Genomic DNA, 22,946 nt, shown 5'->3' with positions numbered 1-22,946 from the left:
CCTGGCTTTTTTGAGTCAAGAAAACAATGTTCACAAGTCTGTAGGCGTCCTGTTTTTTTTGTTGATCACTGCAGCGTTTCTGTTTAAAGGCACCAGTGACTATTCCATTTTAATAATCAGTTATGGTGTTATTGTTACTTCTACACTTAGCTATTGTTGGTCTCTAAAGTCAATTCAATATACCCAATTAACTTTTTTACTGGGAATTTGGCTGGTTTGGACAACTCTACCTCCATTAGTAGGCCTGGTTCCACGCACTGCCCTTTTTGGTATCTTTCAGTGCTCCATGTGGATATTTGGTTTTATTTTATTTAATAGAGATTCTCTAGCGGATTGGTTATGGAAGAATTTACTCAAGCTGCTTTGGATATTAGGTCTTATTTGTGCAGGTTACGCACTAATTCAATTATTCGCAAAAAATGCAATGCCTGTTGGTATTTTTGCAAGCAAGAATACCGCTGCCGCTTTTTTAATGATGATCGATCTCTTATTAATAGGTAAATTTTTTACTCTAGAAATAAACCGATTTAAATCATCAGACACCATAAAAAAAATCATTATCCTAAACAGTATTTATATCATCACCCTAGCCTTATTGGCTGCTTTAAGCCGTGGTGTGATCTTATGTTTTATTTGCTTTGCAACCCTAGAAATCGTTTTATGCCGTCATGAACTAAAACTTAGAAGTATGTACCAATTATCAGGGATTTTAGTTTTGGCATTAGCCACCTTGTGCCTCTTTGCTCAACCCGCCATACAACATCGTCTTGACTTACTCGTTCATGAGAAATCCCGGCTTATTATCTGGAACGGTGCTTGGCAATTATGGCAAAATACTCCATGGTATGGTTTAGGAATTTTTAATTTTAAACAGTATTATCCTGCCTTCAGCTTGCCCGGTGATGGTTCTAATCTCGAATATGCTCACAATGATTTTTTACAATTACTTGTTGAAACTGGAATTCCAGGAATTGTTATTCTGCTGGGAATTATCATGACGGGGCTTATCTATTTAAAACACTATTTAAACCACCCGAGTAAAAACTCTGTTACCCATATCAAAGGCATCGCCTGCTTTAGTGCTTTAGGGGCTTTAGTATGTCATAGCTTTATTGATTTTAATTTTTATGTATTCCCTATGAACCTCCTCATGGGATGCTGCTTAGGGTATTTGCATTATTTTCTTAGGAAGGAAGGTGGAGTTAAAGTTTATTCATTCTCACTTAAAAATATTTGGATCCTGCGTAGTGGAGTCATTGTATTTCTATTAGTGATCAGCTCTTATTTTTTTCGTTTTTTAATTCTCGAACATTATATCAAGAATACTGAAGCAGCAATTCAAGCCAAACAATTTAACGAAGCGATTGCGTCTAGTAATCATGCGCTAAACTTATTTCCTTTTGTTGAAATTCAAAGCCTTAAAATTGACGCAAGTTTACAACTAATCCAACAAGCAACCTCAGTTCAAGAACGTCATTCTTGGATAAAAAAAACTGAATTTGCGATTAAACAAGCAATTGCAATGAACCCCTACTTTGCACGTCCTTATTTTCAAATGGGATTGTTACAAAGTTTAGAGCGTGATGATGTTCAAAAAGCAAAAGCCTATTTTAGTAAGGCTATAAAAAATGATCCTCATTTTTGTTTAGCGCGACTTACTTTTGCTCGACTTTTAATAGAGAAACATGAATTAGACCTTGCTCAAGAGGTCTTGGAAACTGGCCTTCAATATCCTATTTCTCCAGAATATATTGAGCTTTATTTAAATTATCTTGCCAAGCTTCGTTTTGCTAATGGAAATCAGGAAGGAGCGCAAAAAGCGGCTCAGCGATTGGAGCATCTTAAGCTTTATAATCAAGATTACAGTGATTTAATTTAACCTACTTAATAACGTTCTGAGAATCGAATTATACCCAAGATTGCAAAAAGCTATAAATCCTATCCAAAGAATCCAATTTATAAAAACGATTTATTGCTGATTCATCAAATAATTTGCCAAAATAATAACGCACTAGGGACTTACTTTGTAAAACAGCCTTATACTCATCTTCCAGTGCTGCCAATCCATGTAAGTGCGTCATAAACAAACTGATCTTTTCCCCTAAACTGATAGGAATAATTTGCTGTTTTAATAACTCTTGATAAAGCCAGGGTTTACCACTGCCAGCACGCGAGATCATATAAGCATCGCAATTACTTAATTCTATTGCCCTATGCAAACTATGGATATTATTAATATCTCCATTAGCAATGACCGGAATAGCGATGCTTTGTTTTATTATTGCGATTTGGTGTAAATCAGATGCTACATCATAATCATCCACCCAACGCCTACCGTGTACGATTAGAGCATCTGCTCCCGCTTCTTCAATTTTTTTTGCCAGCAGAACATCTTTTACATCCCCTTGAATGCGGATTTTTATAGTTAAGGGAACAGTAATCGCGGCACGAACTTTTTTGACAATACGCACTAAGTGTTCCGGATCTTCGAGTAAAGCACTTCCCGCACCTTTTTTACGAATTTTAGGTTTTGGACAACCACAATTGATGTCGATAATATTCGCACCATTTAGTTGGAGGTATTGTCCTGCTTGCGCCAATATAGAAGGTTCAGTGCCTGCAATTTGATATGCAAGAATCTCTTCTTGTGGAGCCCGATAAATATAACGTGAATTAGCTTTATGTTTAAAAAGAATATCCGTTGCAGAACTCATCTCAGCCACACAATACGCTGGGGCCTGATAATGATTAAATAATGTCCGAAATGGTGCACAGCTATAACCCGCTAAAGGGCCTTGGATTAATCGATTGGATAATGTCAGAGAGCCTATTTTCCAGGCACTGTTAATAAAAGCGTGCATCAATTTAATTCATAGATATAATGAGGGCCAATTTTAACATACTTTAAAACCAGAAAAAGCAGTTGAATGCCGCTGTATAAGCTAAAGCAACTCAAATCGAATAGGAAAATTCCTTTATGGACAAACGTTATTTATCCCCATTGGAAATGCTCAATATCGCAACCCAACATGCCTACGCTGCCGATTATCTCTTGCAGCAAATCACCGATTGGACCTTTAGACAAACTGATCCACTTACGGTATTAACTCCTGTTACTTCTTTGATGTATCAAGCTTTTGTGCTGACATTAAAGGCATATTGTTTGCACGAACATCGCCCAATTAAAGAACATAAAAAACTAATGGAATTGGTCGAATTAAATAGCCATTTAGGATTTTCACATCAAGAACGCGTTGTATTGAAAACTCTCGAAAAAGAACAGGTTTTCCTTAAAGGAGCGGATTATGATCTATGGGAGAACCAACAACAATTTCAGGTTTTTTGTGAAGAGAGCCTTTCTCTATATCAAAAGCTGCAAACACTGATGCCTTTGGAACTCCATCCGGATTATCAACAATAATAGAGTCTCAAGGGGAAGTGCAACAGACCTGAATGATGGCATCGCCTTTCCCAAGCTACAAATTTTAGCTTACTTCACCCCAAGTATGGTTAACGATTGAACAAAATGCGCTGCAGCACTTGGCAGCGAATACAATTCACGCTAGGATAAGTTTTTTTATTTAACTCTATTCGATGTTATTTAGATTAAGGTAGAAACTATGGAGCAAGTAGAAGACAGTAAGAGTGGAAATGCTGTACAACGTCAAATACTACAGTTAAGTAATCACTTAAATTCGCAAATTTTAGGCCAGAATGGATTAATTTCACGTTTGCTCATTGCCTTACTTGCAGATGGTCATTTATTAGTTGAAGGAGCTCCAGGATTAGCAAAAACCCGAGCAGTTAAAGCACTTTCTGATGGTGTGGAAGGAAATTTTCATCGCATCCAGTTTACACCCGATTTATTGCCGGGAGATTTAACTGGTACCGATGTATACCATCCACAAAATGGTTCTTTTGTGTTTCAACCTGGCCCTATATTCCATCATTTGCTTTTGGCCGATGAAATCAACCGTGCCCCAGCTAAGGTTCAATCCGCACTCCTTGAAGCAATGGCAGAACGCCAAGTTACTATAGGAGGTAAAACCTATCCTTTGCCGGAGTTATTTCTAGTCATGGCAACACAAAATCCAATTGAGCAGGAAGGAACTTATCCTTTACCGGAAGCACAACTGGACCGGTTTTTAATGTATGTAAAAATTAGTTATCCTGATGCCAAAATAGAGCATGATATTTTAGCTCTCTCTCGCAAAGAAGCTTTAGGCGCTGTTATGGCCACTAAACCCGTTACCACTGAAAAGCTATCACAAAAAACATTATTTGAAGCGCGTAGACAGGTACTGAATGTTCATACCAGCGAAGCATTAGAAAATTATCTAGTCCAATTAGTAGTTGCAACTCGTAATCCTGGCGTATACAGCGAAGAACTGGGTCGTTGGTTACGTTTTGGTGCAAGTCCCCGAGCTACGATTGCTTTAGATCGTTGTTCGAAAGCTCATGCCTGGCTTTGTGGGAGAGATTATGTTACTCCAGATGATATTCACGTGATTGCCCATGATGTATTAAGGCATCGCATCCTATTAAGCTTTGAAGCTGAAGCAGAAGGAATTAATAGCGACGATTTTATTGACTCCTTATTACGTTTAGTCGCTGTTCCTTAAAAAGTAGTTTGGGCCTTTGGCTTAACAAATAATAGCCTTGAATCGGATGAGTTCAGTCCCCATCTAAAGCGACATATGAGATAGACGAGGTTTTTATGGCTAATGGCGTTATTGCAGAATTAAATGAATTAATTGGCTTAAGACGATATGTCCAATCCATGCATTATCGACCTGAAGGTAAAGCGATACAATCAGGAAATCATTTATCCAAATTACGTGGCCGCGGCATGGATTTCGCCGAAGTAAGAAATTATCAGGCAGGCGATGAAATACGTCATATGGAATGGCGCGTTACTGCACGCACGGGTAAACCTCACATTAAAATTTATCAGGAAGAACGAGAAAGACCGGTGGTGATTCTCGCGGATTTTAATCCTTCTATGATTTTTGGTACGCGCATCGCATTTAAATCCGTTATTGCTGCCCGACTGGCAGCACTTCTTGCTTGGACCGTCATCAAAGAAGGCGATAGAGTAGGAGGCGTATTTTTCTCAGCTACGGATCACAGTGAATTTACCCCTCGCAGTAGGGATATGGGCGTACTGCCCTTATTAGCATCCCTAAGTCAATATACCGATCAGACGGAAGAACAACGTGAAGCCCAACCCAGACAGCTTAGCGATGCATTGGTTCGCTTACATCGGGTGGTGAGACCGGGTAGTATCCTGGTTTTGATCAGTGATTTCTATTCTATGGACCGTGAGTGCGAAAAACATCTGAATCGATTACGTTACCATAATGACATCCTGGCCTATCATATTTGTGACCAAGTTGAGCTTTCTCCACCCAAACCCCAGCAATATGCCATAACCAATGGGCGACAAGAGCTCATCCTTGATACGAGCTTGCGCTCGGTGAGTACCGCATATGAACAGTATTGTCAGCAACGTATAGAGCACTTGCAAACTCAATTGCGACGCTTACATATTCAGTATGTACAGGTTACATCCGATATTGATTTGGCTCCCCTCGTACGGCAAACATTTCCCAGGAGGTCCCGTGGTTAATAACGATCCTCTGGCGCAATTAAAAGATATTCATCTCCCTCCTCCAATAGGTTGGTGGCCTATGGCTCCTGGGTGGTATATTTTGATTGGGTTGAGTTTATTTTTAGCAATGATCCTCGCTTACGTTATATATAAAAAACATCTTAATGCTCTCGCTAAAAAACAAGCTTTGCTTTTATTAAATAACTATCAGCATCAATATGATCAGGAACAAAATGGAGCCGAGACCAGTGCCCATATTTCACAATTACTACGCCGCGTCGCCCTGGTCTATTATCCAAGAGAACAAGTAGCTAGTTTACATGGAGAAGAATGGCTTAAATTTTTAAATGAAACGAGCAAAGATGTTGATTTCTATTTGGTAAAGGATTTACTCCTTGATGCTCCTTTTAAAACACAAGAAATTATGGATCTTAAACCATTATTCAATGCAGCACAGCTTTGGATTAAACAAAGGGGAGTGCCATGTTCGAATTAGCTAACCCTTGGGTTTTAATCGTCATACCTTTACCTTTGATCTTCTGGTTTTTAATGCCAAGAGCCAAAGTACAATTGCCTACGGCATTGAAGGTACCTTTCTTTGCTGACATGGTTCGCATTGCAGATCTAGAAAAACGTTCTGTTTCGGCTCAATATTTATTGCTCACCCCCGCGATAATATGGTTATTATTGGTGGTTGCTTTAGCAGGTCCTCGCTGGATTGGTGCTCCCAAACCTATCTCACGTGAGGGTTTTAACATTATGATGGCTTTAGATTTGTCTGGAAGTATGGAAATTCCCGATATGCTCTTACGCGGACGTCCAGTGAGTCGTTTAAGTGTTGTAAAAAGTGCTGCTGAACAATTTGTACAAGACCGTACGGGTGATAAAATTGGTTTAATCCTCTTTGGGACCCGAGCTTATTTACAAACACCTCTTACTTATGATCGACATACCATTCTCTTACGGCTTGAAGATGCTACTGCAGGGCTTGCAGGTAAAACAACATCTATTGGTGACGCCGTGGGTCTTGCTGTAAAACGGTTCAATAATGTTCCCAAAAAGGGAAGGATCCTTATTTTATTGACGGACGGAGCAAACAATTCTGGTGTACTTGCTCCTTTAAAAGCGGCTGAATTGGCTAAAGAAGAGGGCATCAAAATCTATACAATAGGCTTAGGGTCTGAAGCAGATTCAAGAGCCATTATTGGTGACTTTATGATGCAAAATGCCTCCGCAGATCTCGATGAAGAAACCTTAAAAAAAATGGCCGACATGACTGACGGCCGGTATTTTCGTGCTACCGATACGGAAACATTAAATTCAATTTATAAAACAATTAATCAGTTGGAAACTATCAATCAGGAACAAGCCACAGTTCGTCCCCAAAAAGAATATTATCCTTGGTTTGTCGGCCTCGCGTTATTACTTTGTTTCTCTTGGCTACTGAGAAAAGCAGATTTGAGCTTAAGCATACGAGCTACAATGACCGATCGGGAGGCTTTAAAGTCATGATTGCAACGTTTCATTTTTTAAGACCTTGGTGGCTGTTAATGATTTTACCTCTGCTGGGATTGATTTGGATTTTATGGCGGCAAAAACCAAAACTCCATGCTTGGTCGGAAGTATGCGATCAACATTTGTTGAGTCATCTTCTGCAAAAAAAAGGACAAGGACAACGTATGGGTTCCATGCTCTGTTTGTTTTTAAGTATTTTGTTTATGATTTTTAGTATTGCCGGTCCTGCTTGGTATAGATTGCCGGTAGCAACCTATAAACCAATACAGCCAAGAGTCCTGGTTTTAGATATGTCTGATAATATGATGGCTAATGACTTAACACCTAATCGTCTGAGTCGTGCTAAATTTAAATTGCATGATTTATTTGCCCACAAAGATGTAGGTCAATTTGGGCTTGTGGTCTTTACCAGTGAACCCTTTGTTGTCTCTCCGCTGACTGATGATGGGCATACTATTTCATCCTTACTTTCTTCATTAACTCCAGATATTTTGCCAGTAACTGGACAAAACCTTGATAGCGCCTTGAATGAAGCCAGTAAGCTCATCAAACAAGCGGGTTACAACCAAGGACAAATTTTGGTGTTAACAGCAGATGCACCTTCCGGTGCCTCAATAGCCTTAGCCGGAAAATTAGCTGAATCAGGAATTTATTCATCTATTATGCCCGTCAAAGCGGATAAGAATTTAAATCCACTTTTTCAGCAATTTGCCGATGCAGGTAGTGGACAACTAGTCAAATATGCATCCGATTCAAGCGATTTGGATCAATGGCTGAAATCCAGTAATACTAATGAGTTTGCTCTTAGTGAAGAAAAAGATGTTCCTCTTTGGCGTGATGAAGGGCGTTGGTTTTTAATACCAGCGATGCTGTTACTCTTGCCTGTGTTTCGACGTGGTTGGATACAGAGGGTAGCTGTATGATCCGTTTCTTTATTTTTTTATTCATTTCATTTTTGTCATATGCTACCCATGCCTTTAGTTGGCAAGACTTATGGTCCACACCGGATCAACAAGGTCGAGAGTTGATGAAAAAAAATCAATTTAAACAAGCTAAGGAAACATTTACACGCAGTGATTGGACCGCGGCTGCAGCATATCGTGCAGGCGATTATCAAAAAGCAGCCGAGCTGTATCAAGATTTAAACAATGAACAAGGATATTATAATCAAGGCAACGCTTTGGCCCATATGGGACAATATGAAGAAGCAATAAAAGCCTATGATAAGGCGTTAGCAATCAATGCAGCAAATCAAGATGCCATTTATAATAAAAAGTTGGTTGAAGACCTTTTGAAAAAAGATAAAGAAAAAAAACAAAACAAAGATCAACAAAACAAAGATCAACAAAATCAAGATCAACAAAACAAAGAGCAGCAAAATAAAGAGCAGCAAAACAAAGATCAGCAAAACAAAGATCAACAAAACAAAGATCAGCAAAACAAAGAGCAGCAAAACAAAGAGCAGCAAAACAAAGATCAGCAAAACAAAGAGCAGCAAAATAAAGAGCAGCAAAACAAAGAGCAGCAAAACAAAGATCAACAAAACAAAGATCAGCAAAACAAAGATCAGCAAAACAAAGAGCAGCAAAACAAAGAGCAGCAAAACAAAGATCAACAAAACAAAGAGCAGCAAAACAAAGAGCAGCAAAACAAAGATCAGCAAAACAAAGAGCAACAAAATAGTGAAGCACAATCTGAAACAGAACGAGAAAAACAACAAGCTAAAGAACAATGGTTGCGTTTGATTCCTGATGATCCTGGCGGATTGATGCGAGAAAAATTTTTACGTGACCATTTAAGAAGAGAACGCGGGTGGTATCAATGAAGAAAATAATAATTATTGGGTTCTTTTGTTTATTCAGTGCATTAGTCAATGCTGAAGTACAGGTGCAAGTTGATCCTTCCCAAATAAGCATTGATGATTCATTCAGATTAATTCTAACTCAAGATGATTTACAAAATGGAGGCATCCCGGACCTGACCCCACTTCAAAAGAATTTTATGATTGTGGGCACCGAACGTCGGATGAATTATTCGATTATTAATGGTCAGGCCCAATCCTCTAGTGAATGGACTATAACTTTAAAGCCCCAAAAAGAAGGTAAGCTAACAATTCCGGCAATAAGAATTGGCAAGGACTATACAAAACCTATGACCATTGAAGTCACCACGGGGAGTGCATCGCAAAATACACCTAGAGACGATTCTGCTGGTCACAACAATCAGAATCTTTATTTAACCACTGAGGTAGACCATAAAAAACCCTATTTGAATCAGCAAATTATTTATAAAGTTACTTTATACAATTCAAAGCATCTATTAGATGCAAATTATCAAGGCCCCCAAGTAGAAAATGCTCTGCTTATTCCTTTAGGTGAGGAAAAACGATCTCAGATTCAAAAAAATAATGTGACTTATCTGGTTGAGGAGCAAAATTATGCTATTTTTCCACAAAAGAGTGGCACTTTAAAAATTAAATCCCCCGTATTTACTGCATTAATTTATGATTTTAATCCCGAACGCGTAAAAGCTCAGGACAAAACCATTGCCATTGACGTACAACCCATCCCTAAAGAGTTTTCAGGTAAAACATGGTTGCCAGCCAAACAAGTTAAGTTAATGGAACAATATGAAAACGCAGAGAAAACCATAGCTCAAGGCAACACCTTAATTCGTACCGTTACTCTTGAAGGGGTTGGAATCCCTGCTCAACTTTTACCTTCGCTCAATTTTCCAGAAACCGATGGAGTGAATGTTTATCCGGAGAAGGGGAACGATAAAAACCGGGTTACCTACGGTGAATTGATTGGTCGCACAGAGATTAAAGTCACCTATTTATTTAATAAAGCAGGAAAGATAACGATTCCAGAATTAAAACTCCCTTGGTTCAATACCGAAACTGGAAAAGAAGAAATTGCCACTTTACCGGCAAAAACCTTCGAAGTTACTCCTTCAAACACAACAAATATAACTCAACCTCTTATCCCTAAAAACCAACCTGTCACTCAATCCACCAAGACAGTGAGCGAATCTATCACTTCCTCAACAAAATTTAATTGGGCTTGGATAGTAGCAGCACTTTTTGGTTTGGCGTGGCTCGTTACTTTAGCATTATGGGGATGGCAAAGACGCCATAAAAATACTGGGAGTGGTCAATACAAAACTGCTTTAAATAATCTCCATAAAGCGTGTAGGCAAGCCAATCCACAAAAAGCACGCGATGCCTTATTAAAGTGGGCCAATCTTTACTGGCCCGATGCACCTATATTAAATTTAACTGATTTAACACGTCTCACGACCGACGCAACCTTCAGAAAACAAGTGCAAATTCTTTCCCAAGTTTTATATAAAAACAAAGAAAAAACCTTGTGGCGAGGCGAGGAATTGTGGCGCAGTGTTGAGCAACTAAAAAAACATAATCGGAATAAAAAAGAACCTGAAGATGCCCTACCGCCAATGAATCGATTATGATTTTATTAGTAGGCAAAGCCAAAGTCCAAAAAATGAAAATAAAAAAACCTGGAATTTTTTGCGAACCCCAGGCGTTGATCATAAGGCAGCGATTAGGTGATATCTAATCGAGTTAAAAAGAACAATGCTTTTTACTGCATTGATGGATGTTCATCATCTTCTTGAAGCTCCTCATCAATCTTTTTCTTTTTAGCGGTGCTAATTTCTAAAGTAGATGATTTAGGCTTTACTTCAGATTTTTTGGGTGTCCCAATAATTGGAAAATCAGCGACAATTTGTTCTAATCGTTTTGCATCTTTTCTTATTTTATCCATATCCTGCTGCACCTTCATAGACGAAGTTTCAAGCAAATCGTCTTCTACTTCTTTATCATCACTGTCTTTTTTAGTGACTTCTGGCATTTTGTTACGGCTATTAACCATTTTTCCCGCAAGGAACTTAAATAAAGGATAAGTAATTCGTCCAACAATATAAATCGCCGCCAAAGACATGGCGACAGCAAAAATTGGAAATCCTGCAGGAGGGAATACCAAACTGACTATGGCACCAATTAATGCCAGTGAAGTGAAGGCCACCCCGGCTGTTTTATCCCAAGTAGCTTGAGAACCCAGCTTTGCTAATTTTCCTTTGCCCAACTCCTGATCATCATATAATTTTTGTAACTCGTCTAATTGTTCCTTTATTTCATGTCGTTTCGTTTTGTAGTTATCTTCTATGAGTTTAATGTTCTCTCTTTGTCCGGCAATTTTTGCCTTTTTTTCTTCAGCTTCTAATTGCTCTAAGTCATCAATTAAGTGAGCTATATGACTTTTTTTATTATCAATATCTTTTTCTATTTGTGCTAACTTATCTTGTATCTCGTACCGTTTATAATAAAGCTTGGCAAGCGTGATCACACTTAAACCCAGGGCAGCGATTGAAATAATTAAAGCAATAATAGGAGCTGATGGGGGAAAGGCAATTGCAGTTATTGCAAGACCTAAAAGTACTGCCGAATATAAAAACCGGGCATTACGTGACAAGGTTATCGGTGATTCTTGATTCGCTATATAGGCTGCAATATAAATAGCTGGAATCCGGATAAAATCAAAGGCAGCATTCACTATTCTAATGATTAGGAAAGCATTACCTGCTGCATCTGAAGCATGGGTTAAATGGCCTTTAATTTGGACCATACTTGTAATGGCACTCCCAGCTTCCTCTACAGAGTCCATAAAACTGTTAAATAATGGAAGCGTTTTCCATATAGATTGGACAATTGATTTTTGAGGCGCTTTTTTCCCTTTCATGAATTTTAATCTTTTTCTTAAATGCGTTATCGAAAAATCTTCGAGCTCAATTTCATTTTCATCGAAAAACATGGCTTTCCTCATAAAAATTATCTCTCTATGCATAGTATAACAACTTATTATGATTTAAATATGAACAAAGTGGGGTTGCGTCAAAACAAGTTCGAGAAGTCTTTCCCGTTCTAAATTAGAAAATCGGTCATCGATATTTTTGCTAAAAATTAATTTTGCTTTGACATCTTCATTCCTGCATCCACTTCCTTATAGAGAGAGAGGGGTTTTAAGTGTTCCCCTTTCAAGTATTTTTGCACGAAAGGTTGTTCCTCAGCCCAAGCAAAATACTCCTCCAAAGGAATAAAATTACTAGGTACCCGTGTTCCTTCTGTATAAGGCAGAGGCCGCAAGAAATCGGCTACTTGGGTAAGATTATTAACAACACCTTTATCATGAAGAAAACGAATTAATTGATAAAAATGCAATGAATCCGGTTTATAGTGGCCACTGCTGTTACTAATCATCGCCACCATCCCATCTTTAACCAACCACATTCCGGCACAACGAACCTTACGGCCATTAAAAAGTGACGAGTGATGGTAAATTCCAGCCTTATGGGGATGGACATGGAATAAATTGTCATTATATTTATCCCAAACAAAAGCCGCACCGCCAAATGCCATGCCTCTTTTATAAGAAATGTTTTTTAATCGGATTGTGTTTAGTGTAGGCCATTCCGCTAAGGAATCTTTGGGAATAATTTTTAATTTTTCATCCTCTATCTGGACTTGGACTTTATCTCGTAATTCGTAATCTACGGAAGTTATCTTTGTTTTATAAGACTCTCGCCAATTGTCACTTATACCTTCTAATGCGGTTGTTAAGGGATGCTCCTCTAACCACAAAAAAAAGGGAGGTGGATCTGTTTCTCTAGCCCATTCATAAAATGCAGTATTCATCGGATATTCGGCACGGTTTAAACCTTTTTCAATATCACTATAATTAAATTCAATTGTTCGATGAGCTGGATCTAAGCGCTCAATCAAAGTTGAACCAAAAAGACTTAATAAAGGGTTTTCTCCATGTGTTTTTTCGCGTTCCTTAATTGTTTCCAACATCGCATTTTTGGATAGATGACGCGGTTTAGCCTCTTTATAATGATTTTTTAATTTCTCTAGATAGATTGTTTTATTTTCCGCCAGTTTTTGAATAATACGCAATGGTTCTACTGCTTTGGGTAGATTCATTAATTGAGTGCTCATCTCATTTATCTGAGAAAGTAATTCCATTCTTTTATCAAAGAACTCTATTTTTGTTTTTGGAATGGAATGATATTCTTGTAATAATTGAGTAATAGCTACAAGACTGGTATTCACCTCAGCTGGAGTTAATCCGCTAGTTTCACATAATTTTTCCCAATCTTTGAGACTCGGGACATCGCGCCACATAAGATAAACCACAAGAAGTATAATTATTATGATAATAGATCATTTTTTGATCAATTAACAAATTTTTAGGACTAAAATGGACCAAAACTTATGCATTAAATCTCCACAATGAATAAATTTGTAAACTTATGCGATTATATGAGCTTGATAATGATGAACTATTCGTGAATAAACTGATGCATGAACCAAGGCCAATCGCATCTAATTCTTTAATATTGGGACAATGCACAAAAAAGTGTATAATTCCTCTTTTTGTTATACAAATATTGATCAGTCATGAATCTTGAAAAATTATATGATGTTATTGTAGTAGGTGGCGGACATGCAGGCACAGAAGCTGCTTTAGCGGCAGCCCGGATGGGAGCGCAAACGTTATTACTTACTCATAACATGGATTTGCTCGGTCAAATGTCATGTAATCCTGCTATAGGTGGGATAGGAAAAGGCCATTTGGTGAAAGAAATTGATGCCTTGGATGGAGCTATGGCAAAAGCTGCAGATAAAGCTGGCATTCAATTTCGCACGCTTAACGCCTCCAAAGGTCCCGCAGTCCGCGCTACACGTGCGCAAACGGACCGTGTGCTCTATCGCCAAGCCATTAGAGAGCAATTACAAACACAACCCAATCTGACCCTCTTTCAACAGGCTGTGGACGATTTATTGATTGAAGGAGAACGCGTAACTGCTGTAGTAACTCAAATGGGCCTGGTCTTGCGAGCACGTGCAATAGTACTGACAGTGGGTACATTTTTGGGCGGAAAAATTCATGTAGGTATGAATCAATATGCCGGAGGTCGTGCAGGAGATCCACCTTCAGTAGCCCTAGCCAAAAGCTTACGTGATCTTGATTTGCCCGTTGGCCGTCTAAAGACAGGCACCCCTCCACGAATCGATCGTCGCTCCTTAGATTACTGTCAAATGACGGTGCAACCAGGCGATACACCGACCCCTGTTTTTTCCTATTTAGGTCATGTGAGCGATCATCCGCTACAAGTCCCGTGTCATATTACCCATACAACTGAAGCAACACATGAAATTATTCGTAATAATTTGCACCAATCACCTATGTATGCTGGGGTTATTGAAGGCGTAGGACCGCGTTATTGTCCCTCTATAGAGGATAAAATTGTTCGTTTTGCTGATAAATTATCTCACCAAATCTTTGTTGAACCCGAGGGATTAACCACTGAAGAAATCTATCCTAATGGTATTTCTACAAGCCTTCCTTTTGAAGTACAAGTGCAGTTTGTTCGTACGATCAAAGGTTTTGAAAATGCTCATATTACCCGGCCAGGCTATGCTATAGAATACGATTACTTTGATCCTCGTGGATTAACTTCATTTTTGCAAACCAAACCCATCCCCAACTTATTTTTTGCAGGACAAATTAATGGGACCACCGGCTATGAAGAGGCGGCTGCCCAAGGAATCATCGCAGGAATGAATGCAGCGCTGCAAGTACAAGATAAAGAACTTTGGTGCCCACGGCGTGATGAAGCTTATATAGGTGTATTAATCGATGATCTAATTACGTGCGGCACTCAAGAACCTTATAGAATGTTCACTTCGCGTGCTGAATATCGGCTGCTTTTACGTGAAGATAATGCAGATTTACGCTTAACTGCTAAAGGCCGCGAATTAGGCGTAGTGGGTGATGAACGTTGGCAACATTTTACTACCAAAAGTGAAGCAATAGCGTCCACGCAATCGTTGCTGCACCAAACGTGGGTTCGTGTAGGGCATAATGAGATTTTAAAAGATGTGTTACTCAATCCCATGCAACATGATAATAGAGCCTCAGAGTTCTTGAAACGTCCAGAGATTAATTATCAGCATTTACTCATGCTCGAAGATTTGAATTTACCCGAACTGCTACCCGAAGTTAGCGAACAAATAGAAATTCAAAACAAATATGCAGGCTATATCGATAGGCAACAACAAGATATTGAAAAAATGCGTAAACAAGAAAACACGGTCCTTCCCGAATCTCTGGATTATAGCAAGGTCACAGGATTATCTAATGAAGTAATTCAGAAGTTAACCAAGATAAGACCCGCTACTTTAGCCCAAGCTGGCCGGATTTCAGGTGTAACTCCTGCCGCCTTGTCCCTACTTTTGGTGCATTTGAAAAAACAGCGAATTGAGGTATGAAGGAACAAATAGAGCAAATACAATCGCAACTTAAAGAAGGTTTGCAACAATTTGAGCTGGATGCACTTAGTGCACCTTTGGTGGATTACTTATTCTTACTTAACAAGTGGAATTTAGCTTATAATCTCACTGCAATCCGTGACCTTGAGTCTATGGTGAGTAAGCATATATTAGATAGCCTGGCTATTTTGCCTTGGCTTAGAGGCAAACAAATTATAGATGTAGGAACAGGAGCCGGTTTACCGGGTATCCCTCTTGCTTTAGCTCGGCCTGATTTTAACTTTGTTTTATTAGACTCAAATGGTAAAAAAACTCGATTCTTGAATGAAGTTAAGCGACAACTCGACTTAAAAAATGTTGAAATTGTACAATTTAGAGTCGAAAACTACCACCCAACTCAAGGTTTTGATACAGTAGTAAGTCGCGCTTTTAGTAGTCTGGTACAAATGGTTCAGTGGACGCAACACCTTATTGCCGATGATGGAATTTGGTTGGCAATGAAAGGACGTGATCCTGATACAGAATTAAATGAGATAAAGCAGCACTGCTCGATAGAACATTATAAGGTTTCAGGTATTGAAGGCGAGCGTTGTTGCGTCATTATTGAAAATCAACCAAGAAAAAGTAGTTAACAACAGCTGTTTAATTGTTCTGACTTGAGCGAAATCATCGTTTAGCCAATCAGGTGCACGTTAATCAGATCCTGGATGTTTACTGCTTATTCGAGTTTAATCAAGGAATAAATCATGGCAAAAGTTATAGCCATTGCCAATCAAAAAGGTGGAGTAGGCAAAACCACTACAGCGATTAATTTAGCTGCTTCTTTAGCAGCGAATCGACAACAGGTTTTACTAATTGACTTGGATCCTCAAGGCAATGCCACTATGGGTAGCGGCGTCGATAAAAGCCAATTGGTTCATACAACTAATGATGTATTACTCCATGATTGTCTTGCAGAACAAGCATGCCTTGCCACAACCAGTGGTTATGATTTACTTCCAGGCAATGATGATTTAACGGTGGCTGAAGTAAGTCTAATGGAGCGCAATCATCGTGAAACATTTTTATTTAAAGCACTCCAGCCTATTCAAAACAATTATGATTTTATTCTGATTGATTGCCCACCCGCTTTGAATACGCTAACTATAAATGCTTTTGTTGCTGCGGATTCTGTGCTTATTCCTATGCAATGCGAATATTACGCACTAGAAGGGTTAGCTGCTCTGCTGTCGACTATTGAACAGGTCAAAGCCTCAGTAAATCCTCGTTTACATCTTGAGGGTCTGTTACGAACCATGTACGATGCTCGTAACCGATTGTGTTCTGAGGTATCAAAACAACTAATAGAACACTTTCCAAGTAAGGTCTACAGAACCGTAATACCGCGTAATGTTAGACTTGCTGAAGCACCAAGCCACGGATTGCCAGCTTTACATTATGATAAAACATCACCAGGTGCAGCAGCCTACATGGTACTCGCTTCCGAGTTGATTAATAAACAGACTGTAGCAGGATGAATGGGGTAATTTATGACAGCAAAACGTAGTAGTTTAGGGCGTAACTTATCCGCGTTATTAAGCCAATCAAGTAGCACTCTTTTAAATGAGAAACCGCCAGCTGAAAGTCTCAAGCTCGCAGTAGACTGCCTGCAGCCGGGTAAATATCAACCCCGTGGCGAGATGGAAGAAGCTCCACTCATGGAACTAGCCCAATCAATTAAAAAACAAGGCTTACTCCAACCTCTTCTGGTTCGCGAACTAAGTGATGGGCGTTATGAAATTATTGCCGGGGAACGTCGTTGGCGTGCCAGCCAATTAGCAGGCCTGACTGAAGTTCCAGTTATTTTGAAGCAGGTTGATGATGAAACAGCGATGGCTATGGCCTTAGTGGAAAATTTACAGCGTGAAGATCTAAATGCGATGGATCAAGCTCGTGCCATGCATAGACTTACTCACGAGTTTTCCTTGACGCATCAACAAGTGGCTGATCTTTTATGTAAATCCAGAGCTGCTGTAAGCAACTTTTTGCGATTATTGGCTTTGTCAGCAGGAGTTAAAAAGCTTTTAGAACATGGCGATATTGATATGGGACATGCACGCGCCTTACTCATGTTAGAAGAAGAACAACAAAACCAGGTGGCTCAGCTTATTATTGCCAAAAACTTATCTGTACGTGAAACGGAGAAGTTGGTCGAACGAATCAAATTAGGTAAAACCAAAGATCAACAGCTTTATAGTGATCTTTCACACATTTACCACGAGCAATTAAAAAATCTTTCTCAACATTTACAGACTGCAATTAAACTCAAGCCCGGAAAAGCGGGTAAAGGTTCATTAGTTATTCACTATGACAATGAACACAGTTTGCAACAGATTATCGATCAATTAATCGGTGCCCCTCAATAATTTTTAATTCATTGCGACTTTATCCCGGATGGGCGAACATCAAATCCGGGAAACTCAACGCCATTGGATTTCTTTTTAGAAAGGAAATTGCCGCTATCATCGTTTTGAAACTCTACCTGAACTTTTGATAGATGCTACAATTTTATACTACAATTACCTTATAAGCTGGTTATATTGCTTGGAGAACGCAATGTTAATTCAGCCCGTTCAACCTGTTCATGTTCTAATGAAGATTGGCGAAATTGAATACATAAGCCAACTACTAAGTTTATCTGAAAAAAAACTGGAATTAAGATGCGAGGAATATATTGAAAAGGAGATTGAAGTTTCCTTTTTTGCCAAACATTTTCGCGGCCAGGCAATTATCCAAGAAATTCAATTCGCTCACTCGTTTTTTACCTATAAGCTAACCATAAAAGAGATCCAATTTCAGCCTGGTTTGTTGATTAATACACGTTTATGAAATCACTACTGAATCATCCTTGCTGGAAGCAGCGAACTCGAATTGATTTAACCATGAAGAAACCCGGGTTACATTTTGGTGCACCCGGGCTACAACTATAAGGATCGATTTATAGCCAGTAAACAAAAACAAATAAGAACAACCAGACCACGTCTACAAAGTGCCAATACCAAGCCACTCCCTCAAAAGCAAAATGCCGTTCTGGAGTAAAATGACCTAATTTACAACGAACAGTGATCACAATTAGCATAATTGTACCCAAAGTCACGTGTATCCCGTGGAATCCGGTTAACATAAAAAATGTCGTTCCGTAAATCCCCGAAGATAGGGTTAAATTCATTTCTGTGTATGCTTCATGATACTCATAACTTTGTAAAGCTAAGAATAATATACCTAACGAAATGGTTAAAATCATCCCGATAATGAGCTGTCTTTGCTTTCCTAATTTTAAAGCCCAATGAGCCCAGGTGATAGTGACCCCAGAGGTCAATAAAATAAGCGTGTTCACTGCTGCTAATCCCCACGCTCCCATTGCTTCATGAGCACCAGCAAAAACCTGGTTGTTTGGGTTAAATAAGATAGGCCAGTTGGCACTGAAATTAGGCCATAATGTAAAGTGTGTAATGGGGTGAAATTCACCTCCTAATATAGGGACAGACCACCACCTGCTATAGAAAAGGGCTCCAAAAAATGCACCGAAGAAACAAACTTCAGAAAAAATAAACCAGCACATTCCCCAACGAAATGATCTATCAACTTGTTCGTCATAGACTCCTTTCGAATTTTCATAAATCACTTGGCCAAACCAGCCAAATAACATAAAAATCATGATTCCTACACCAATAGTAAATATGTAGGGTCCATACCAATCATTATGAAGCCAAGATGCAGCACCCACAAGCGTAGTAGTTAACCCACATGATGCCACCAAAGGCCAATGGCTTGGCTTAGGGATATAATAAGTACCATGTGCTCCCATTATATTTTTATCTCCTGTCATGAATAGGGCCTATTTAGAATTCGCTATCCTAAGTCCCAGGACTTTGTTTCTGAAGCATAAAGCAAGAAACCAAGTTCTATGACCAAGCTAGTAGAATTGAAACAGGCATTAATCTGTTTTTGACACGCTCCTTGCCATTGAAGCATGTAACCTACTAAAAATTACCAACTTGCATGACTAGCTTATGATTACTGCTTAGATGCTTATAATCAGAGCTGCCAGGTTATGTTAACCTTTATCTGTTACATCAAATAAAGTATAAGACAAAGTAACTGTGTGCACCTTTTCAGGTAAATCAGCATCCAAATGAAATAATAAAGGCATATTCATTGCCTCGTGTCCATTTAGTGTTTGCCGAGTAAAGCAAAAACATTCAGTTTTTTTCAGATACTTTGCAGCAATCCCAGGTGTAACACTAGGTATTGCCTGTACGGTCATCGGATGATCCGTTTTATTTTCAGCATAAAAAGCAAGTTTGGCTATTTCCCCGGGATGTACCGTTATTTTTCGAGTTTTGGGATAAAAAGCCCATGGTACCCCACTGTTGTTTGTCGCAACAAACTCTACAATAATTTCCCTTTTTTTATCGATTTTCGCTTTATTTACATCGTAAGCTACCGCTTCGGGGTTTGTTTTTCCATTAATACCTAGTGACTTACATAAACTATTATAAATAGGCACTAAGGCAAATCCGAAAGCAAACATCCCCAGTACAAGACCCGATAAGATGATAATTAGCCTGTGATGCCCTTTTTGATTTTTCATACAACAAACCTATAAATCGAGTTTAGGTGGTGTCGTAAACGTATGATATGGGGGTGGTGAAGGTAACGTCCACTCCAAACCATATGCTCCTTCCCAAGATCTTCCAGCTGCGATATCTTTTTTAGTACCCTTTTTCCTTACTGTGGCAATCACATTAAATAAAAATAAAAGCTGAGTAAAACCAAAAATAAAAGCACCTATAGAAGAGATCATATTAAAATTAGTAAATTGCAATGCATAATCTGGGATTCTTCTGGGCATTCCTGCCAGACCTAAAAAGTGCATCGGGAAAAATGCTACATTTACTGAAATAACAGATAACCAAAAATGCCATTTGCCCAGTACCTCGTTATACATATGCCCAGTCCACTTCGGCAACCAATAATAGGTTGCAGAAAAAAGGGCGAAAATTACACCTGGGACCAGAACATAATGGAAATGAGCTACTACAAAATAACTATCTTGGTACTGAAAATCTGCAGGCACCAATGCCAACATAAGCCCTGTAAATCCACCTATGGTAAATAAAAATACAAATGCCAACGCAAATAACATGGGCGTTTCAAAGGTCATAGAACCTCGAAACATAGTGCTAACCCAGTTAAATACTTTAATACCGGTTGGAACAGCAATAAGCATTGTCGTATACATAAAAAATAACTCTGCACCCAACGGGATACCTGAGGTAAACATATGGTGTGCCCATACAATAAATGACAATATTGCAATGCTGACGGTCGCGTATACCATAAAATAATAGCCGAATAATGGCTTACGACTAAACGTAGGTATAACTTCGGAAATCACGCCAAAAGCGGGTAATACAAGAACATACACCTCTGGATGTCCGAAGAACCAGAATACGTGTTGAAACAGTATGGGATCTCCACCACCTGAAGCTTCAAAGAAGCTGGTGCCGAAATGACGATCTGCCAACATCATGGTGACTGCTCCAGCCAATACAGGCATAATCGCGATTAGCAAAAAGGCAGTAATTAGCCAAGTCCATACGAACATTGGCATTTTCATCAATGTCATACCTGGGGCACGTAAATTTAAAATCGTTGCGATAATGTTAATCGAACCCATAATGGATGAAATACCCATCATATGGATCGAGAAAATCATAAAATCTGTACTAGGAGGGGCATATTTGGTAGATAAAGGTGCATACATCGTCCAACCAAAGTTAGGGCCACCTCCTGCATGAAATGTGGTTGAAAGTAATAATGTAAACGCAAAGGGCAAAAGCCAAAAACTCCAGTTATTTAATCGGGGCAAAGCCATATCTGGAGCACCGATCATCATAGGAATTTGCCAGTTAGCCATTCCGGTAAATGCAGGCATTACCACCCCAAATAGCATAATTAACCCATGTAATGTCGTCATTTGGTTAAAGAAATTCGGATCAACAAAGCGATGACCAGGTTGAAACAGCTCTGCACGAATCACTAGCGCCATGCCACCAGCCAGGAAGAAACTGATCATTGCGAGCCACAGATAAAGTGTGCCGATATCTTTATGGTTGGTAGTAAACAACCAGCGTTTTATAAAGCCTAAAATGCCTTTACCCTGTTCTGGACCATGATCATCATGTTTTTCATCGTGCGCTAATGTATAACTACTCATTGCAAACCTCCAGCTTGAACTTTATTAACCATGGTTGGTTGTTGATTAGCTTTCTGACGTTGTGCAGCAACTTCTGCGGCTTGAACGACATCATTTGTGTTGTTACCCCAGGCATTACGTTCATAAGACGTAATCGCAGCTATTTCTTCATCGGTAAGTTGATCTTTATAAGGCTGCATTGCAGAACCAGTAATACCATTAAGGATTATATCCAGGTGCCGGGAAACAGGATGGCCTGTTGCGACCGAACTACCTCTGAGCGCAGGATATAGCGGTGGGATACCTTTGCCGTTGGGTTGATGACAGGCAGAACAAAATTGCTCGTATTTTTGCTTCCCAAATGCAAGTAACTCATCTCGGCTCATCGTTTTCTGGGTAGGAGGATTCTCTTCTTGATTCGCATACTGATCTTCTTTTTTTGTTTGCGCGACGACCCATTTATCAAAATCATCCTGAGTCACGGCCTCAACTACTATTGGCATAAAGCCATGATTTACACCACAAAGTTCCGCACATTGACCTCGATAAGTTCCTGGTTTTTCAATAGTTGCCCACGCTTCATACATAAATCCCGGTATTGCATCGCGCTTAATACCTAATTCTGGAACCCACCAAGAGTGAACAACATCATTTGAAGTCACTAAAAAGCGAATTTTTTTATTCACAGGTACCACCATGGGCTTATCTACTTCGAGTAAATACCACTCATTCTTTTTCTGTTTATTTTGAATTTGCGCAAATGGTGTAGATAGGGTACTGAAAAAACTAATTCCCTGATCAAGATATTCATACTGCCAGCGCCACTGATAACCTACTATTTTTATGGTTACTTCGGATTGATTTGTATCATCCATTCGGATTAAAACCCGCGTAGCAGGAACTGCAAGTCCAACAAGAATCAAGAAAGGAATGATCGACCAGACAATTTCTAATCGAGGATTATCATGAAATTTAGCGGGCTTATATCCTTTAGATTTTCTATGATGGATCATTGAATAGATCATCACACCGAAGACAACGACTCCAATAATGGCACAAACAGCCATACATACCATATGCAGGTAATATACGTCTTTGCTGATAGGCGTGACCCCTTTGTGCATATTTAACTGCCAAAAATCCGCAGCAGCGAATAGTGGTCGGCTCGCAACCCAGGCACCTAGCATCGTTAATAATCTACAGATCTTTAACCTGTTTAACATCCC

21 protein-coding genes are annotated in these 22,946 nt (G+C 39.2%); 14 read left to right on the top strand and 7 right to left on the bottom strand.

Going from position 1 to position 22,946, the window contains the following annotated elements; all coding sequences use genetic code 11:
- Nucleotides 1-10: 10 nt before the first annotated feature.
- Nucleotides 11-1,879 carry an O-antigen ligase family protein gene (locus ACWTE2_RS25255; RefSeq protein WP_483099545.1) on the top strand — a complete coding sequence of 623 codons (1,869 nt, stop codon included), beginning with the start codon at nt 11-13 and terminating at the stop codon, nt 1,877-1,879.
- 28 nt (nt 1,880-1,907) lie between these two features.
- On the opposite strand, the gene ACWTE2_RS25250 is transcribed toward ACWTE2_RS25255, so the two are convergent.
- Nucleotides 1,908-2,861 (bottom strand): tRNA dihydrouridine synthase, encoded by a 954-nt coding sequence (locus ACWTE2_RS25250; protein WP_454784915.1) that lies wholly within the window; start codon nt 2,859-2,861, stop codon nt 1,908-1,910.
- Between the two features lie 116 nt (nt 2,862-2,977).
- Here ACWTE2_RS25250 and ACWTE2_RS25245 point away from each other — a divergent pair, with 116 nt between their 5' ends.
- The 8 genes from ACWTE2_RS25245 (at nt 2,978) to ACWTE2_RS25210 (ending at nt 10,597) form a co-directional block, all read left to right on the top strand.
- Nucleotides 2,978-3,421, top strand: a complete 444-nt coding sequence (locus tag ACWTE2_RS25245) for a hypothetical protein (protein WP_454784914.1) — start codon at nt 2,978-2,980, stop codon at nt 3,419-3,421.
- 199 nt (nt 3,422-3,620) lie between these two features.
- Nucleotides 3,621-4,622 carry an AAA family ATPase gene (locus ACWTE2_RS25240; protein ID WP_454784913.1) on the top strand — a complete coding sequence of 334 codons (1,002 nt, stop codon included), beginning with the start codon at nt 3,621-3,623 and terminating at the stop codon, nt 4,620-4,622.
- 95 nt (nt 4,623-4,717) lie between these two features.
- Nucleotides 4,718-5,629 carry a DUF58 domain-containing protein gene (locus ACWTE2_RS25235; RefSeq protein WP_182392226.1) on the top strand — a complete coding sequence of 304 codons (912 nt, stop codon included), beginning with the start codon at nt 4,718-4,720 and terminating at the stop codon, nt 5,627-5,629.
- Nucleotides 5,622-6,107 (top strand): DUF4381 domain-containing protein, encoded by a 486-nt coding sequence (locus tag ACWTE2_RS25230; protein WP_454784912.1) that lies wholly within the window; start codon nt 5,622-5,624, stop codon nt 6,105-6,107. The genes ACWTE2_RS25235 and ACWTE2_RS25230 overlap by 8 nt, the downstream gene beginning before the upstream one ends.
- Nucleotides 6,095-7,123, top strand: a complete 1,029-nt coding sequence (locus ACWTE2_RS25225) for a VWA domain-containing protein (protein ID WP_454784911.1) — start codon at nt 6,095-6,097, stop codon at nt 7,121-7,123. Before ACWTE2_RS25230 ends, ACWTE2_RS25225 begins: the two co-directional genes overlap by 13 nt.
- Nucleotides 7,120-8,049 carry a vWA domain-containing protein gene (locus ACWTE2_RS25220; protein WP_454784910.1) on the top strand — a complete coding sequence of 310 codons (930 nt, stop codon included), beginning with the start codon at nt 7,120-7,122 and terminating at the stop codon, nt 8,047-8,049. Before ACWTE2_RS25225 ends, ACWTE2_RS25220 begins: the two co-directional genes overlap by 4 nt.
- Nucleotides 8,046-8,951 carry a tetratricopeptide repeat protein gene (locus ACWTE2_RS25215; protein WP_454784909.1) on the top strand — a complete coding sequence of 302 codons (906 nt, stop codon included), beginning with the start codon at nt 8,046-8,048 and terminating at the stop codon, nt 8,949-8,951. The genes ACWTE2_RS25220 and ACWTE2_RS25215 overlap by 4 nt, the downstream gene beginning before the upstream one ends.
- Entirely contained in the window at nt 8,948-10,597 is a 1,650-nt protein-coding gene (locus ACWTE2_RS25210) for a protein BatD (RefSeq protein ID WP_454784908.1), read from the top strand. The genes ACWTE2_RS25215 and ACWTE2_RS25210 overlap by 4 nt, the downstream gene beginning before the upstream one ends.
- Before the next feature lie 131 nt (nt 10,598-10,728).
- On the opposite strand, the gene ACWTE2_RS25205 is transcribed toward ACWTE2_RS25210, so the two are convergent.
- Both ACWTE2_RS25205 and ACWTE2_RS25200 read right to left on the bottom strand, forming a co-directional pair.
- A complete protein-coding gene (locus ACWTE2_RS25205) occupies nt 10,729-11,958 on the bottom strand; it encodes a hypothetical protein (protein WP_454784907.1) in 1,230 nt (409 codons plus the stop codon).
- A gap of 149 nt (nt 11,959-12,107) precedes the next feature.
- Nucleotides 12,108-13,328 (bottom strand): hypothetical protein, encoded by a 1,221-nt coding sequence (locus ACWTE2_RS25200; protein ID WP_454784906.1) that lies wholly within the window; start codon nt 13,326-13,328, stop codon nt 12,108-12,110.
- 276 nt (nt 13,329-13,604) lie between these two features.
- On the opposite strand from ACWTE2_RS25200, the gene mnmG reads away from it, so the two are divergent.
- The 5 genes from mnmG (at nt 13,605) to ACWTE2_RS25175 (ending at nt 18,347) form a co-directional block, all read left to right on the top strand.
- On the top strand, nt 13,605-15,479 hold the full coding sequence (gene mnmG, locus ACWTE2_RS25195) for a tRNA uridine-5-carboxymethylaminomethyl(34) synthesis enzyme MnmG (RefSeq protein WP_454784905.1): 1,875 nt from the start codon (nt 13,605-13,607) through the stop codon (nt 15,477-15,479).
- Nucleotides 15,476-16,111, top strand: coding sequence for a 16S rRNA (guanine(527)-N(7))-methyltransferase RsmG (gene rsmG, locus ACWTE2_RS25190; RefSeq protein WP_454784904.1), 636 nt, complete (start codon nt 15,476-15,478; stop codon nt 16,109-16,111). The genes mnmG and rsmG overlap by 4 nt, the downstream gene beginning before the upstream one ends.
- A 114-nt stretch (nt 16,112-16,225) precedes the next feature.
- Complete coding sequence (locus tag ACWTE2_RS25185) at nt 16,226-16,996, top strand: ParA family protein (protein ID WP_182392216.1); 771 nt, start codon at nt 16,226-16,228, stop codon at nt 16,994-16,996.
- Between the two features lie 12 nt (nt 16,997-17,008).
- Nucleotides 17,009-17,884 (top strand): ParB/RepB/Spo0J family partition protein, encoded by an 876-nt coding sequence (locus tag ACWTE2_RS25180; protein WP_454784903.1) that lies wholly within the window; start codon nt 17,009-17,011, stop codon nt 17,882-17,884.
- A 190-nt stretch (nt 17,885-18,074) separates the two neighbouring features.
- Nucleotides 18,075-18,347: a hypothetical protein gene (locus ACWTE2_RS25175; protein ID WP_454784902.1), complete on the top strand. Its 273-nt coding sequence runs from the start codon at nt 18,075-18,077 to the stop codon at nt 18,345-18,347.
- A 109-nt stretch (nt 18,348-18,456) separates the two neighbouring features.
- Here ACWTE2_RS25175 and ACWTE2_RS25170 read toward each other — a convergent pair whose 3' ends face one another.
- The 4 genes from ACWTE2_RS25170 to coxB all read right to left on the bottom strand — a co-directional run bounded on the left by ACWTE2_RS25170 (nt 18,457) and on the right by coxB (nt 22,943).
- The gene (locus ACWTE2_RS25170) at nt 18,457-19,326 is read right to left on the bottom strand and encodes a cytochrome c oxidase subunit 3 (protein WP_454785028.1); all 870 of its coding nucleotides are present in this window, start codon (nt 19,324-19,326) and stop codon (nt 18,457-18,459) included.
- 249 nt (nt 19,327-19,575) lie between these two features.
- The gene (locus tag ACWTE2_RS25165; RefSeq protein WP_182392213.1) at nt 19,576-20,112 is read right to left on the bottom strand and encodes a cytochrome c oxidase assembly protein; all 537 of its coding nucleotides are present in this window, start codon (nt 20,110-20,112) and stop codon (nt 19,576-19,578) included.
- A 9-nt stretch (nt 20,113-20,121) separates the two neighbouring features.
- Nucleotides 20,122-21,741: a cytochrome c oxidase subunit I gene (gene ctaD, locus ACWTE2_RS25160; RefSeq protein ID WP_454784901.1), complete on the bottom strand. Its 1,620-nt coding sequence runs from the start codon at nt 21,739-21,741 to the stop codon at nt 20,122-20,124.
- Nucleotides 21,738-22,943: a cytochrome c oxidase subunit II gene (gene coxB / locus ACWTE2_RS25155; protein ID WP_454784900.1), complete on the bottom strand. Its 1,206-nt coding sequence runs from the start codon at nt 22,941-22,943 to the stop codon at nt 21,738-21,740. The genes ctaD and coxB overlap by 4 nt, the downstream gene beginning before the upstream one ends.
- Between the last annotated feature and the right edge of the window lie 3 nt (nt 22,944-22,946).

Source organism: Legionella nigrisilvae, assembly GCF_977063395.2.
Note: the sequence above shows the minus strand (reverse complement) of the source record. Positions and strands in the feature narration are given on the sequence as shown.